This is a genomic window from Conexibacter woesei Iso977N, from assembly GCF_000424625.1.
Taxonomy (GTDB): domain Bacteria; phylum Actinomycetota; class Thermoleophilia; order Solirubrobacterales; family Solirubrobacteraceae; genus Baekduia; species Baekduia woesei_A.
Genome location: NZ_AUKG01000002.1, coordinates 563149 through 577891, shown reverse-complemented (window position 1 = coordinate 577891; position 14743 = coordinate 563149). Strand labels below are relative to the sequence as shown.

At 74.3% G+C, this 14743-nt stretch carries 11 protein-coding genes; 7 read left to right on the top strand and 4 right to left on the bottom strand.

Translation table 11 applies throughout. The features are described from left to right. Positions 1-321 precede the first annotated feature (321 nt). The 5 genes from H030_RS0115035 to H030_RS39110 all read left to right on the top strand — a co-directional run bounded on the left by H030_RS0115035 (position 322) and on the right by H030_RS39110 (position 3379). A complete protein-coding gene (locus tag H030_RS0115035) occupies positions 322-1452 on the top strand; it encodes a GAF domain-containing sensor histidine kinase (RefSeq protein ID WP_027006706.1) in 1131 nt (376 codons plus the stop codon). Further along, positions 1449-2075 (top strand): response regulator transcription factor, encoded by a 627-nt coding sequence (locus H030_RS0115030; RefSeq protein ID WP_231398448.1) that lies wholly within the window; start codon positions 1449-1451, stop codon positions 2073-2075. The genes H030_RS0115035 and H030_RS0115030 overlap by 4 nt, the downstream gene beginning before the upstream one ends. A 91-nt stretch (positions 2076-2166) precedes the next feature. Beyond that, the gene (locus H030_RS0115025) at positions 2167-2460 is read left to right on the top strand and encodes a hypothetical protein (RefSeq protein ID WP_027006704.1); all 294 of its coding nucleotides are present in this window, start codon (positions 2167-2169) and stop codon (positions 2458-2460) included. A gap of 60 nt (positions 2461-2520) precedes the next feature. Further along, the gene (locus tag H030_RS0115020) at positions 2521-3189 is read left to right on the top strand and encodes a hypothetical protein (protein WP_027006703.1); all 669 of its coding nucleotides are present in this window, start codon (positions 2521-2523) and stop codon (positions 3187-3189) included. Between the two features lie 19 nt (positions 3190-3208). After that, entirely contained in the window at positions 3209-3379 is a 171-nt protein-coding gene (locus H030_RS39110) for a hypothetical protein (protein WP_155892064.1), read from the top strand. On the opposite strand, the gene recD is transcribed toward H030_RS39110, so the two are convergent. The 4 genes from recD to H030_RS0114995 form a co-directional block, all read right to left on the bottom strand. After that, on the bottom strand, positions 3376-5187 hold the full coding sequence (recD, locus tag H030_RS0115010; RefSeq protein ID WP_027006702.1) for an exodeoxyribonuclease V subunit alpha: 1812 nt from the start codon (positions 5185-5187) through the stop codon (positions 3376-3378). The two genes, H030_RS39110 and recD, sit on opposite strands and share 4 nt — an antisense overlap. Then, entirely contained in the window at positions 5184-8567 is a 3384-nt protein-coding gene (locus tag H030_RS32440) for a UvrD-helicase domain-containing protein (RefSeq protein ID WP_051222775.1), read from the bottom strand. Before H030_RS32440 ends, recD begins: the two co-directional genes overlap by 4 nt. After that, on the bottom strand, positions 8564-11974 hold the full coding sequence (recC, locus tag H030_RS0115000) for an exodeoxyribonuclease V subunit gamma (RefSeq protein WP_231398447.1): 3411 nt from the start codon (positions 11972-11974) through the stop codon (positions 8564-8566). Before recC ends, H030_RS32440 begins: the two co-directional genes overlap by 4 nt. A 241-nt stretch (positions 11975-12215) precedes the next feature. After that, positions 12216-12665, bottom strand: coding sequence for a hypothetical protein (locus H030_RS0114995; protein WP_027006701.1), 450 nt, complete (start codon positions 12663-12665; stop codon positions 12216-12218). Between the two features lie 127 nt (positions 12666-12792). Here H030_RS0114995 and H030_RS37190 point away from each other — a divergent pair, with 127 nt between their 5' ends. Then, entirely contained in the window at positions 12793-13623 is an 831-nt protein-coding gene (locus H030_RS37190) for a methyltransferase domain-containing protein (RefSeq protein ID WP_081690827.1), read from the top strand. Positions 13624-14210: 587 nt separating this feature from the next. Then, positions 14211-14726 carry a DUF3105 domain-containing protein gene (locus H030_RS0114985; RefSeq protein ID WP_196809141.1) on the top strand — a complete coding sequence of 172 codons (516 nt, stop codon included), beginning with the start codon at positions 14211-14213 and terminating at the stop codon, positions 14724-14726. Positions 14727-14743 lie beyond the last annotated feature (17 nt).

Below are 14743 nucleotides of genomic sequence, written 5' to 3'. Positions count from 1 at the left end.
AACTCGGCCCGCCGTTCGGCAAACTTGACGATCCCGACGAACTTGGCACTGCAGACGTCCGATGACGCACCACCTCCTCCCAATGCGAACTTCCCATTTTCTGACGCTCATGGACACCACCCGACCAGGTGGTTGTCCGCCAACGGCCTCTCCCGCCCCCGCGCGCCACGGTGCACGATGGACTCAGGTGCCCGCTCACATGGGATCTGGTCAGGACTCCCGCCGGCTTCGGGACGCCGGCAATCGTGAGCGCGTTCCTTCTCCTCTGGTGGGCCGGGTGCGTCGGATGAGGCGCCCCGGCCCATCGACCCTTCCGGCCTCGTGAGCGCCGTGGAGCCCGCCGGACCGAGCGACGCCGCCTTCCGGTTCTCGCCGATCGCCTCGCTGCACCTGTTCGTCTCGCTGCTGGGCGAGGTCGAGCACGCGACCCCGGACGCGCCGGGCGCGTTCTACAACCGCCTCGCCGAGGCGGTCTGCCGGTTGGGCGCGATGCAGCGCGCGGTCGTCTTCGTCTACGACGACGTGGCGCGCCGCGTGCGCGTCGTCGGCTCGCACGCGGTCGACATCGAGCTGTTCGACGGCCACATCCTGGCGATCGAGCGCGCGCCGATCGCCGGCCGCGCGCTGGACCTCGACCAGGTCGTCGAGGGCGGCGCCGAGGAGCTGGCCGCGCCCTACGACACGCTGCTCGGGATCGAGCGGCTCGTGTGCGTCCCGCTGGCCGCGGGCGGCCGCGGGTTCGGCGTGATCGTGGCCGAGCGCGGCGAGGCGCCGCTGGGTGACGACCAGCGTGAGGTCCTGAAGTCGCTGGGGAAGATCAGCGCGCTGGCGCTCTCCGCCCGCCTCGCGACCCGCCACCAGGTCGACGGCAGGCACCTCGCCGACCGGATCGACCTCGCCCGCGACATCCACGAGCGCGTCGTGCAGCGCGTCTTCGGCGTCGTGATGGCGCTGCAGTCCGGCGCGCTGCTGGACGAGGCCGACCAGCGCCGCGCGGCCGCCGAGCTGGGCGCCGCGCTCGACGACCTGCGCGAGGCGATGGCCCGCCCGCTGGCCGCGACGCCGAAGCTCGTGACGTTCACGCTGAGCGAGGAGCTCAGGCGCCTGGAGGCCAACGCGCCCGAGGTCGAGGTCGTCTGGCAGGACGGCGTCGACATCCCGGGGATCTTCGAGCCGGTCACCCAGTCGGTGCTCGGCGAGGCGATCCGCAACGCCCGCCGCCACGCGGCCCCGGAGCACATCGAGGTCGCCGTCCGCGGCGACGCCGATACCGTGGAGCTGGAGATCACCAACGACGGCGTCGGCCCCGAGCAGCGCAGCGGGGGCGCAGGCATGGGCCTGCGCGTCGCCGCCTTCGAAGCCCTACAACATGGAGCGTCCTTGACGTTCGGCCCCGATGGGACCGACCATTGGCACGTTCGCCTCACCCTCCCCCGACCCGAGCACACATGACGACCACCGAACGCAAGCCCCAGATGGAGACGCGGGCCCTCCGGGTCCTCGTCGTCGACGACCACCAGGTGGTCCACTGGGGCCTGCGCCTCATGCTGGGCCGGCTCGACTGGGTCGAGCGCGTCGTCCCGGCGGCGTCGGGCGACCAGGCGGCGGAGTTCGCGCGCCGCTACGAGCCGCACGTCGCGCTGGTCGACCTGTTCGTCGGCGAGGAGTCGGGGCCCGAGATCGTCGGGATGATCCGCAGCGCGTCGCCGTCCACGCGCGCGCTGCTGTACTCCGGCGCGGGCAAGTTGTCCGCCAAGGCGGCGCGGGCCGCGGGCGCGCACGGGTTCATCACCAAGGAGCGCGACGCGACCGAGCTGGCCGACGCGATCCGCCGGGTCGGCCGCGGGCTGACGGTCTTCGACGACGCCGCGCCGTCCGGGATGGTCCTGACCGACCGCGAGCGCCAGGTGCTCGAGCGCGTCGCGGGCGGGATGACGAACGCCGAGATCGCGACCGAGCTGCACCTGTCGCCGAACACGGTCAAGCAGCACGCGTCGGGGATGTTCCGGAAGATCGGCGCGCGCAACCGGACCGAGGCCGTCCAGCGCGCGCAGCGGCTGGGGCTGTTGTCGTAGCCGCGTAGTTGTAGGACGCACCCGACGATCGGGTGCTTCGCGGGGCGGCGGGGCTCGCGCGGGCGGGCGCCGCGCGAGAGGGTCTGACGGGATGACGGTCTACGACGCGGTCTTCGCCCTGGACGATCCCGACGTGCTCGTCGGTGCGGGGCTGTCGTGCCCGGCGTGCCTGAGCGAGCGCACGAGCCTGTTCGTCGACGTCGTCGACGGCGGCCTGGACGCGCGCGGCGCGTGCGGAGACTGCGGGGCGACGTGGGCGCTGGCGCTCGCGCCCCAGCAGCTGCTGCGGCTGTCGCTGGACCCGCCGCCGCAGGCCGATGTGCGCTGGTCGCGGCAGTTCCCGCCCGCGCTGCTGGGCGAGATCGGCGAGGACTGGGACGCATAGGCGCGCGCGGGGCCGCGGGCGCGCGGCGGGGTCCCGGGTCCGGCCCGTAAGGTGCCGGGCATGAGCCCCCTGCTGGACCCGGGCGCGGTCATCACGCGCGCGGTCTCGATCTACCGCGACAACTTCGCGATCCTCTTCTGGGCGGCCGCCGCGCTGTTCGTCGTGCCGGCTGTGCTCGCGATCGCCCTCAACTCGACGGCCGGGACCGCGGTGGCGAGCGTGCTGACGCTCGTGATCGGGACCTTCTACCAAGGCATGGTGGTTGAGTTGGTCCGGGACGTCCGCGACGGGCGCCGCGACAGCTCGCTCGGCCAGCTGTTCGGGAGCGTGACGCCGGTGGCGATCACGCTGCTGGCGGTGGCCATCCTGTACGGGTTGGGCGTCGGGATCGGCATCGCGCTGCTCGTGATCCCGGGGCTGTTCCTGATGACGATCTGGGCCGTGACCGCGCCGGTCGTGGTGATCGAGCGCTCGTCGGTGCTGGGCGCGTTCACGCGCTCCCAGGACCTGGTGCGCGGCAACGGCTGGCCGGTGTTCACCGTGATCCTGTTCGCGATCGTCGGCATCGAGATCGTCCGGTTCCTCGTGCAGGCGCTGACCACCGGGCTCGGCGACGGCGCCAGCGCGGTGATCACGTGGGCGGTGACCGCGGCGACCGCGCCGATCTCGGCGCTGGTGGCCGCGGTGTTGTACTACGCCTTGCTCGACCGCCACGGCCGGGACGCGTAGGGGCATCGTGCCGCCGCGGATGCTCGTCATCGCGATCGGGGCAGTCATCGCGATCCCGGCGATCTTCGCCGCGCTCGGCGGCGGGCACTACGTGGGGCTGGTGTTCGGGATCGTGCTGGTTGTTGTAGGGGTCGGGTGGATGTTGCTGGGGTCGCGCGACTCGGACTCCGGCTCCGGCTCCTCGGACTAGCCGAGCCGCGCGGCGAGGCCCGACGCGCGGGTGGCGGGCCGGGCGAGCGCCGCGCGCAGCGACGCCTCGGTCCCGACGACGATCAGGCGGTCCCGCGCGCGGGTGACGCCCGTGTAGAGCAGCTCGCGCGTCAGGATCCGCGAGGCGGGCGGCGGCAGGATCACCGCGGCGGTGCCGAACTGCGAGCCCTGCGACTTGTGCACGGTCATCGCGTAGACGGTGTCGACCGCGCCGAGCTGGTTGGGCCGGACGGTCGTGCGCTCGAAGGCGGCGAGGAGGCGGTCGGATTCGTGGTCGTGGACGATCACGCCGGTGTCGCCGTTGAAGAGGTTGAGGTCGTAGTCGTTCTGCGTGATCAGCAGCGGGCGGCCGGGGTAGTCGCGCGCGCGGCCGCCGGCCTGCTCGATCTCCCGCGCCAGCCAGGCCTCGACCTGCGGCATCCAGGTCGAGACGCCGTGCGGGCCGCGGCGGTGGGCGCAGAGCAGGCGGAAGTCCTCGAGCGCGTTCAGCGCGGTGCCGGCGTCGCCTCGGACGGCCGCGTCGATCACCGCGCGCCCCGCGGCGACCGCGGCAGCGCGGACGGGCGCGAGGTCGGCCGCGGTCGCGGCGGCCGGATCGGCGTCGACCCACGTGACCTCGTCGCTGCTCTCACGCAGCGCGCCGATCAACGCGTCGCCGTCACCCCGTCGGACCGCGTCGGCCACCACCGCGATCGCGCCCCTGAAGCGATGCCCACGATCGAGGACGACAACTTGGTCGGCGAGCGCCTCCGCCGCGACGACGTCGCCGAGCACCGCCCCCGCCTCGATCGACGACAGCTGGTCCGGGTCCCCCACGAGCACGAGCCGCGCGTCCGGCCGGACCGCCTCCAGCAGCCGCGCCATCAACGTCAGCGAAACCATCGAGGACTCGTCGACGATCACGACGTCGTGCGGCAGCCGGGCGCCGCGATGGTGGTGGAAGCGGCTGCGGCTCCGCGGCACGCTGCCGAGCCGCCGGTGGATCGTCGTCGCGTCCAACCCCACCAACTTGGCCCGAACGTCCTCCGCGACGTCGAGCCGCGCCGCCTCCTCCCGGACCGCCTCCGCCAGCCGCGCCGCGGCCTTGCCCGTCGGCGCGACCAGCGCGACGAGCGGCGGCGAGTCCTGCGCCTCGCCCAGCAGCAACGCGAGCGCGCGGGCGATCGTTGTCGTCTTGCCGGTGCCGGGGCCGCCGGCGATGATCGTCAGGTGGTGGGTCAGCGTGTGCGCGGCGGCGGTGCGGGCGCGGGTGTCGAGCGGGTCGGGGAAGAGCGCGGCGAGCGGCGCGTCCGGCGTCGCTGCGGCCGGTGGCGCGGCGGCGCGCGCCCGGAGGTCGGCGGCGACCGCGCGCTCCTCGCGCCAGTAGCGGTCGAGGTACAGGCGGGTCCCGGAGAGGTGCAGCGGGCGCGCGTTGGCGGTGCCGCCGCGGGGCGGGTCCTCGTCGAGGACGGACACGAGCGCCGACTGCGCGACGATCGCCGCCCACGCCTCGGGCTCCGGCCAGGGCAGCGCGCCGAGGTCGACCGGCTCCTCGGTGTCGACCGCGACCGTCGCCCGGATCGTCGCGAGATCCACCAGCACATGCCCCAGCCGCGGGGCCCGCACCGCCAGCGCGAAGGCCAACAACAACTCCGGCGTGTCGTCGCCGCCGAGCCGCGCCAGCGCGCGCGCCACCTGGACGTCGGCGGCCGTCAGCACGCCCGCGTCGTTGAACGCGCGCAGCGGCGCGGGCGCCGTCGCGGCGAGCCGGACGTCGTGCGGATCGCGCTCGCGCAGGGCCGAGCTCATGCCGCCACCGCCCCGCCGTCCGCGTCGCCGCGGTCGAGCGTGTCGCTCAGCGCGGGCAGCAGCCCGGCCGGCGGGCGCCAGCTGAAGACGCCGCTCCCCGGCGCACCCGCGCCGGTCATCCCGCGCAGGAACAGGTACATGACGGTCGGCCGGTCACGCTCGGCGTCGTAGGACGGGACGCGCCAGCGCAGGTAGCGGTGCAGCGCCACGGCGTACAACAACGCCTGGAGCGCGTAGTGCGACCGCGCCATCTCCTCGGCCAGCGCCTCCGGGCGGTGGTGCCAGGCGGTCAGCGGCGTGCCGGGCGGCGAGAGGCGGTTCGTCTTGTAGTCGATGATCGCGTAGCCGCCGGAGTGGCGGGCGACGAGGTCGATCGTGCCGGTCAGGTAGCCGCGCAGGTTGGCCTTCAACATGGGGTCGCTCAGGCGGTCGGCGTAGCCGTGGAGCGGATCGCCCTCGGCCACGTGCTCGCGCAGGACCGTCGCGATCGCCCGGAGCGTGAGGGCTCCGGACGGCGTGTCGCCCCCGACCAGCGGCAGCTCGAACGTCAGCTCGTCGAGGCGGTCGCCGCGCTGGAGGTCGCGCAGCCGCAGGTCGCCGGCCTCCGGTCCCAGCGGCGTCTCGATCGCGCGGGCGAGGCCGTCGACCAACATGATGGGGTCGCCCACGTCGGTCGTCCAGCGCCGCCGCGCCACGGCGACCTGGTCGCCCAGCTCGGCGCCGAGATCGGGCGCCGCGAAGTCCGTCGCCTCCAGGACCGCGTGGACGAGCGTGCCGATCCGCGTCCCCGCGGGCATCGCCGCCAGCGGGACGTCCGGGCCCGCGCCGGCGCCCGCGCCCGCGTCGGCGACGAGCACCCGCTCGTCCGGCGCGTCGTCGGCGCCGACCGCCTCCTCGACCTCGCTCGCCACCCGCGCCTCGTAGGCGCCCGCGGTGATGGCCGAGTACGACACGCGCCGCCAGCGCGCGTCGAGCGTCCGGTCGAACACGGCGACGCCGAGGTCGTCCGGCACCACCGCCTCGCCCGCGACCGCCTCGCGCGGCGGCACCTTCTCGACCAGCGCGCGCTCCAGCGCGATCGCGTCCGGCGCCAGCGCGGCGAGCGCCCGGAACCGCGCCGCGGCGCTCGTCGCGACCGTGTTGGCGTCGGTCCGCGCGGGCGGCGCCTCCCCCACGTCGGGGCCGAAGTCGCGCTCGAACATCAGCCGTCCCAGCGGCGAGTCGCGGCACGTCCACGACGTCGCCCACCACACGACCGCCTGGTGCTTGGCTCGCGTCAGCGCGACATACGCGAGCCGCAGCTCCTCCCCCGCCTGCTCGGCCGCCGCGGCGTCGGCGTGCTCCACGAACGCGGCGTCGCGCGTCTCCAGCGACACGTCGAGCGTGCGCTCGTTCCCGCGCGCCGCGTCGTGGTAGATCGCGGGCGCCTCGCCGCGGTCGCGGCCCCGGAACGGGTCCCACAGGAACGGGCAGTGAACGACGCCGAACTCCAGGCCCTTGCTGCGATGCACGGTCAGCACCTGCACCGCCGCGGCGTCGGACTCCAGCCGCCGGGCGCGCTCCTCCGACCCGGCCTCGCGGTCGTCGGCGGACATCCGGTGGCGCAGCCAGGACGCCAGCGCGGTGATCCCGAGGCGCCCGTCGATCGCCGCGCCGTGCAGCAGCTCGGCGACGTGGCGCAGGTCGGTCAGGACGCGCTCGCCGCCGGTCACGCCGAGCAGCCGCTCCGGGAGGCGCTCGCGCTGGGTGATGTCCTCCATCAACGTCGCGACGCCGGTCCGGCGCAGCAGCCCGGCCCACTCGTGCAGCCGCGCCTGGACGTCATCCCAATCACCATCACCTGCTCCGGCGACCTCGGCCGCCGTCCAGTTGAGGAACTTGGTCAGCGCCGCCGCCTTCGCGCGCGGGAGGTACTCCGGGCGCTCCAAGGCCTCCAACAACGCCAGCCAGTCGCGGGCGGCGTCGGTGGCGAACACGCTGGTGGCGGTGTTGAGGACCGCCGGGACGCCCGCGGCGTCGAGCGCCGCCTTGATCGTGCGCGCCTGCGCGTTGGTCCGGACGAGCACGGCGACGTCGCCCGCGTGCAGCGGCGCGCCGCCGGCTCGCGCGCCGGACGCCAGCAGCCGCGCGATGTCCGCCGCGCAGTCGCGCGCGACGAACGCGCGCGCGGCGGGCGCCTTCGACCAATCGGTCTTCGTGCGCGCGACGTCCGGGTCGTGGCGCGCGACGACGCGGAAGCGCAGCGCCTCGCCGGCCGGCGCGCCCTCCAGGCGGGAGCGCTGGTGCTCCGGCGACGCCTCGGTCCTGCGGTACATGATCTCGGCGTGGCCGAGGTTCGCGTCGCCGAAGAGCGCGTCGAAGCCCTCCAGCAGGCCACGATCGCTGCGGTAGTTCGTGCCGAGCGTCGGCCGCGCGTCGGCGACCGCGCGCGCGTCGAGGTAGGCGTACACGTCGGCGCCGCGGAACGCGTAGACCGCCTGCTTGGGGTCGCCGATCAGGACCAGCGTGCTGTCGGGATGCGCGAACGCGGCGCGCACGATCGCCCACTGGTCGGGATCGGTGTCCTGGAACTCGTCGACCAGCGCGACGCGCCAGCGAGCGCGCATCGCTTGCGCCACCGCGGTGCCCGAGGGGCCGTCGAGCGCCGCGCGCAGGCGCGTGACGAGGTCGTCGAACGTCATCAGCGCGAGCGCGCGCTTGCGGCGGTCGAGCTCGGCGCGCGCGGTCTCCGCCAGGCCGTGGCGCAGCGCCGGCGCGTCGTCGTTCGCGTCGTGGACGAGCGGTGCGAGCGGCGCGGTCGGGTTGCCGATCGCCGCGCCGACGACCATCCGCGCCTGCTCGCGGTCGAGCCCGTGCGGGGGCGAGTTGTCGTTGAACCGGTTGATGTACAGGTCGGTCACGACGTCCTCGACGAGGTCGCGTGCGTCCTCGCTGAAGCGGTGGCCGGGGTCGATGTCGCCGGCCACGCCGAGGCCGAGCAGGACCTCCTGGCAGAAGCCGTGGGTCGTGGCGATCGTCGCGGCGTCGAAGTCGGCGAGCGCGATCGCCAGGCGGTCGCGGCGGCGGCGGACGGCGTCGGCGTCGCCCTGGGCGAGCAGCGCGACGAGGCGGTCGCCGGCGGCGGCCTGCGCCGGGGTCTCCCCGGTCAGCACGCGGTCGAGCGCGGCGCGTGTGGCGGTCAGGCGCTGGCGGACGCGGTCCCGGAGCTCGCCGGTGGCCGCGCGCGTGAAGGTGACCAGCAGCAGCTCGTCGAGCCGCAGCCCGTCGGCGACGTAGCGCGTGGCGAGCGCGGCGATGGTGTAGGTCTTGCCGGTTCCGGCGCTGGCCTCCAGGACCGTGACGCCGGTCGGGAGCGGGCCGCAGATGTCGAAGTCGCTCACTGCGCGTCCCTCAGCGTCTCGACGTCGAGCAGGTCGTCCCACACGCGGTAGGCGTACTGGCCGAAGCGCGTGGGCTCGTCGTCGCGCCAGCGCTCGCCGTCACGCGGCGGGTCCTGGAGCAGGTCCTGGAACTCGGTGCCGCGGCCGAGGACGCGCTCGTGGTCGTCGTCGCGGTCCTCGAACGGCGCGGGCGCGCCGAACGGCGTGGTCCAGCGCTGCTCGGCGGCGTTGAGCGCGCGCTTGCGCGAGGCGTCGCGGGCGACGGAGGCGAACGCGGCCGACGTCTCGCAGTAGAGCGGGAGCGGCTCGCGCATGCCCTTGTCGTACACGTCGATCAGCGTGGCGAGGCGGGCGTGGGCGGCGGCGGCGCGCTCGGCCGGGGGTTTGTCGGGCAGCAGCGGCGGGATCTTCGCGATCGTGAGCGCCGAGCGCGGGTTGGCCGCCACGCGCGGGCGGCCGATCGTGAGCGCGGAGAAGGCGCGGTCAGGCTGCGCGGCGGTGAGCGCAAGCAGGCGCGCCCAGGCGTCGAGGCGGTGGCGCGCGTTGACGCGCGCGAACGTGACGCTCTGGATCGTGTCCCCGCGCAGGCCGGAGACGGTCCCGGCGAGGCGGCGGCCGTCGGCGAGCGCGACGGAGACATCCACGTCGCGCGCCTCGACGTCCCGGGAGGCGGCGGCGGCGATCGCCTGGGCGTCGCGGCTGAGGCCCGCGAGGTGGCCCGCGCCGATCGCGCCGGGCGCCAGCGCGCCGCGGCGGCGCTCGGCCTCCTGAGCGAGCGTGAAGTCGGCGCCCTGCAGCAGGGCGGTCAGCAGGCGGTCGCCGATCCGCCAGCGGGTCAGGAAGTCCAGGTCGATCGGCAGCTCGTCCTCGACGTCGTCGAGGTGCTCGCTGGGCAGCGTCGTGAAGCTGATCCCGAGGCGCTGGCGCAGGAACGCGTGGACCGGGTGGCCGAGGAACGCGACGAGGTCGTTGAGCTCGACGAGGGCGTTGGTGGTGTCGGGGAGCGGGCCGGTCAGGAACTCCGGCGCGGGCGGGCGGTCGGCGACGAGCGCGCGGGCGCCGGCCAGGGTGGTGGTGTCGAAGCTCCAGGGGTCCGGGCGCAGGAAGTTGCGGGCGTCGAAGGTCTGGAGGGGATGGCGTGTGACAACGTGTTGACGTACATCTTGGCCGGCGGTGCGCTCGATGACGTCGAGCAGCTCGGCGACCGGGACGGCGGGCGCGCGCTCGGCGTTGGTGCGCTCGTCGTTGCCGGTGTAGGTGATGATCAGGCGGTCCTCGGCGGCGAGCAGCGCGTCGAGGAGGATCTGGCGGTCCTCGGAGCGGGCGTCGCGGTCGCCGACGTGGGGCGCGGCGATCAGGAGGTCGTCGCCGTCGCGGGGTGCTCGTCGTGGGAAGACGGTGTCGTCGAGGCCGAGCAGGCAGACGACGCGGTGCGGGACCGAGCGCATCGGCTGCAGCGTGCAAACCGTGAGGTGGCCGGTGCGGAACGACGCGCGCGTGGGACGGCCGGCGAGGCGGCGCTCGAGAAGCGCGGAGAGGTCGGCGGCGTCGAGCGTTGTCGATGGGGTCTCGTCGTCGTCGGTCGTCGCCTCGTCGAGGACGTCGGCGAGCAGGCGCTGGAGCTCGGCGCGCTGCCAGGCGTCTGCTGCGGTGGTCGCGGTGAGCGCGTCGGCGGCGGTGGCGAGCGCGGTCGTCCAGTCGGCGATCGACTTGGGGTCCTTGAACGTGTTGATGGTGGTGTCGAGGCGCTCCAGGTACTCCGCGAAGCGGCCGGCGAGGTCGATGGCGGAGGAGTCGACGTCGTCGAGCGGGACGATCGTGCCGGCCAGCAGGCGCGGCTCGTCCTCGGTCAGCGCGACGCCGGCGAGCAGGCGGTCGATGCCGGTGCGCCAGGTGCCCTGGGGGAAGTCGGGCAGGTTGTAGGTGTCGGTGCGGTCCTGCGCCGTGAAGCCCCAGCGGGTGCCGGAGGCGGCGACCCAGTCCTCCAGGCGGCTGGTGTCGTCCTGGCCGAAGCGGAAGCGGCGGCGAACCGGCTCGCGGTCGGCGAGGTCGAGGACCTCGGAGGCGGTGGCGCGGGCGGTCGTCAGCTCCAGGAGGCGGGCGACGACGCCGAGGACGGGGTTGGTCTCGCGCAGGGCGCGGTCGGCGAGGCGGACGCGGAGGTCGTCGGTGCCCGGCTCCTCGCCGGTGCCGAAGGTCGCCTGGATCAGGGGGGCGAACGTCTCGATGTCGGGGCACATGACGATGACGTCGCGGGGCTCGAGCGTTGGGTCGTCCTGGAGCGCGTGGAGGATCGCGTCGCGCAGGACCTCAACTTGGCGGTGGGCGCCGTGGCAGGCGTGGATCTGGAGGCTGGGGTCGGCGTGCGCGTCTGTGTCCGGTTCCGGCAGGCGGTCGCCGCGGACGTCGCCCTGGACGCGCTGGAGCAGCGTCGCGTTGGTCTCCGCGCCCGCGTCGTGGTGGGCGTCGCTCGCCCACGGCTGGGCGCGCGCGAGCGTCATCTGCAGCTCGCGCGCGTCCCGGCCCCAGGAGGCCAGCAGTGGGTTGTGCGGGAGGAACGCGGTCACGCCGTGCACCCGCTCCTGCGGCACGCCATGGCGGTCGAGCGCTTGTCCTACATGTCGCCACGCGGCGTCCGAGGGCTGGAGCAGGAAGAGGTGCACGTCGCGCCCGCCCTCGGCGAGGGCTCTGAGGACCTCCAGGTGGCGGGCGGGCAGCGCGGTCAGCCCGAAGAGTGCGATCCGCTCCGGCAGCTCGCTGGCCTCCGGCCGGACGATCAGCTCGCGGCACGCGAGCTCCAGCCGCTCGGCGGGCCCCGGGCGCCCGACGTGCTCACGCAGCCGCCGCCACAGCTCGGCCTGCCACTGCTCGTGCTCTGGGAGCACGTCGCCGCCGGCGTCGGCGTCGCGGTCGGCGCGCCAGGCGGTGAGCATCTCGGGGCGCGCGAGCGCGTAGCGGTCGTACAGGCGCGCGAGATGCTGGACCGCGCGGAGGCGGCGCGAGCGGTCGCCGCGGCCCGGCTCCAGGTGATGCCGCAGGCGCTCCAACCACGGTTCCTGGAGGTATTGGTCGACGACCTCCAGCAGCGGCCACACCATCCGGGCGGGCGCCCACGGATCCCGCTCCGGATCGATCCCCGACCCCGCAGCCACCGCCTCGTCGACGAGCCTCCGCGGCGACGGGAAGTCGACGTTCGCGCAAACCCCATCGGCTTGCGTGCCTGCGCCGACACCGAGCCGCGTCGACAGCCGCTGCGTGACCCACCGCTCAACGCCCCGCGTCGGCACCGCCACGACCTCAGCCGCGAACGGATCCGCAACGGGGACGACCAGCACATCCGCCAACGCCTCAACCAAACGATCCGCCCGATCGGCGCGATGCAGATGCAACACAGCTCTCCGAACCATACGTTCGGCCCCGGACGGATGCACGCCCGCCGCTGTCGCAACCGTCCTCGCGCCTCCACCCCGCGCCGACGCTGCGCCGGAAGTCCGGCGACTTCGCGACGACTCTGCGTCGGAAGGGCGGCAGTCTCGCCACGACTTCGCGTCGATTGCCTCGCGGCTTCGCGACGACTCCGCGGCGGGAGCGTCCGCGACCTGCGGCGACTCTGCGACGACAGCGTCCGGCGACATGGCGCGCCGCCCCTCAGGCCGCGGGTGCGGGCGGGCGGGTGAAGGCGGTCTGCAGGCGGTCGAGGGCCTGGGCGGCGCGACGGGTCGCGTCGATCTCAGCAAGGTCCGGCGGTTCGGCGGCGAGCGGCGAGAGGCGGTCCAGGTTGAGGTGCCCGAGGTCGCGGCGGCGCGCGCGGAGTTGCGCCATGTGGCTTGCGGTCAAAGGGACGGCGACGGGTGACGGCGGCGGCGGTTGCTCCCGGCCGTCGGCGCCCGCACCACCCCAGCCGACCGCGTCGAGGACCGCGAACGCGTCCGCGTAGACCGCTCGCACCGCGCGGCGACCGGCGGCGCTGTAGCGCTCGACGTCCTCGAAGTGATGGCCGTTCGACTCCAGCACGACGAGCGTCTCGGACCGGACCACCGCGGCGGTCGCTCGGTCGACGGTGATGACGCGTGGGTCGTTACGCTGCTCGATGCTCATGGAGGACGCGCTCCTTGGGCCATGCCCCCGGCGGTTGCCGCCGCGCGGGGGCGCTTTACTCTCCTGATCGCTGCACCGGCAGCGTCGCACAGCCACCGGACGTCCCGATCGGGCATGCTGCCGCGTGATGAAGGTCCCGACGGTCTGCCCGAAGTGCCACGCGGCGCTTGTTGATGTTGATGGTTGCGCGGCGTGCGGTGCGGCGTTCGGCGTGCTCGACGGCGTCCCGGTGCTGATCGCCGACGACGGCGATCCCGCCGCGCGCGATCTCCGGGTGTCCGGCGGCGCGCTGCCGACGTACGACTGCGCCGGGATGGGGATCCCGTGCATCGACGAGGCGCTGGCGTCCGGCGGGGCGATCCTGGAGCTCGGGGCCGGGCTCGACGTGCACGAGGCGCCGAACGTCGTCAAGACCGACGCGTACATGTACGCGGGTGCGCGGCTCGACCTCGTCGCCGACGCCCACGCGCTGCCCTTCGCCGACGCGTCGTTCGACTTCGTGTTCTCGCTCGCGGTCTTCGAGCACCTGCACTCGCCCTGGATCGCGGCACGCGAGATGGCGCGCGTGTTGAAGCCCGGCGGCAAGGCCTACACCTTGTGCGCGTTCCTTCAGCCCCTGCACGGCTACCCCGACCACTACTTCAACGCGACCGAGTCCGGCCTGGCGCGCCTGTTCTCCGACGACTTCGTCGTCGACCACGCCGGGCCGAGCCGCCACTGCCCCCACCGCGAATCGCTCGTCCCCCTGCACCGCATGCGCGAGATGGCCGCCCCCGTCCGCTCCGACCGCTCAGCCCCACTGCGCACTCGCATCCGCGCCTGGCGCCTCGAGCACGCACTACGCCGCGCCCAACACGAGCTCTTCCAGATCGCCGACACCGCCATCGCCCACCCCGACGGCTACGCCGCCTGGCGCCAGATCGCGCCGGCGGTCGAAGTGCTCGCGACGCGCCGCTAGTCGCCCTCCCCGCCACCGTCGGCCTCTCAGCCGCTCGGCACGCCCCGGACCAGATCCTCCACGTCCTCCGGAGCAGCTGGATCGAGGACCACAACGCGCGCGGTGGCGAGGTCTGTCGCCGCGGAACGAGCAGTGGCGGCACCGGGGCAAGCGGTCGCGCGTAGCGGTGCCCGACGGATAGCGGCAAAGACCGCATCCAATGGCTGCGCCGGAAGCGATGACGATGTTCTCAACCACCACGTCGGCGGTGGCGCGGTGTGATGGCGCGGAGCGGGCGTTCGCGGCGCCGGGGCGAGCGGGCGCGTGTCGCGGTGCCGGACGGATCGCGGCGAAGACCGCGACCAGTGGCGGGGCAGCGGGCGACGACGACCTTCTCAACCACGACGCGCGCGGTGGCGCGAGATGGTGTCGCGGAGCGAGCGGTGGCGGTGCCGCGGGTGTGGGGCGCGTGACTGAACTGGCTAGACCAGCCGTCTACCTCATCTGTGGGACGACGTCCTGACAGTCCCCTGATCGGGTGATCAAGCGAACCTAAAGCCGGACGACCGAAGCGAGAGATGCCGCTCGGTCGCCGCCCGTTGCTCGCCATGATCGTCCTGCCCGTCCTCGCGCTCGTCGCGGGGCTGGTGACGATGGGCGCCCACGCCCAGACCCCGCCGCGCAAGGCGCCGCGCGCCGACACGGCCGCGCTCGCCGCCGCCGGCTGCACCCAGCACGACCTCAAGTACGGCATCACCGACGATCCGCGCGTCGTGCGCGAGCAGACGATGTTCGAGAACTCCATCAACATCGTCACCGACACGGGGTTCTACACGCGCCCGCAGCCCTACACGCCGACCCTGCACGCGGCATCGCACGGCTCGGTCGTCGTCTTCTACCGCCCGGACGCGCTGACCGCGCCCGCCCGCGCCGGCCTCAGGGCCCTCGTGGCCGCCGCCGTCGCCACGAAGGCCCCGGTCGTCGTCGCGCCGCGCGCGCAGCAACCACAAGCACTTGTCGCCCTCGGCCTCGGCGCCGAGCTCGCCTGCCCCTCCGCGACCGCCACGCAGGCCGCGCGCGTCCGCGCGTTCGCCGCCGGCGTCTACCCGTCGGTCAAGGCATAGGCCTCAACAACTTCCGC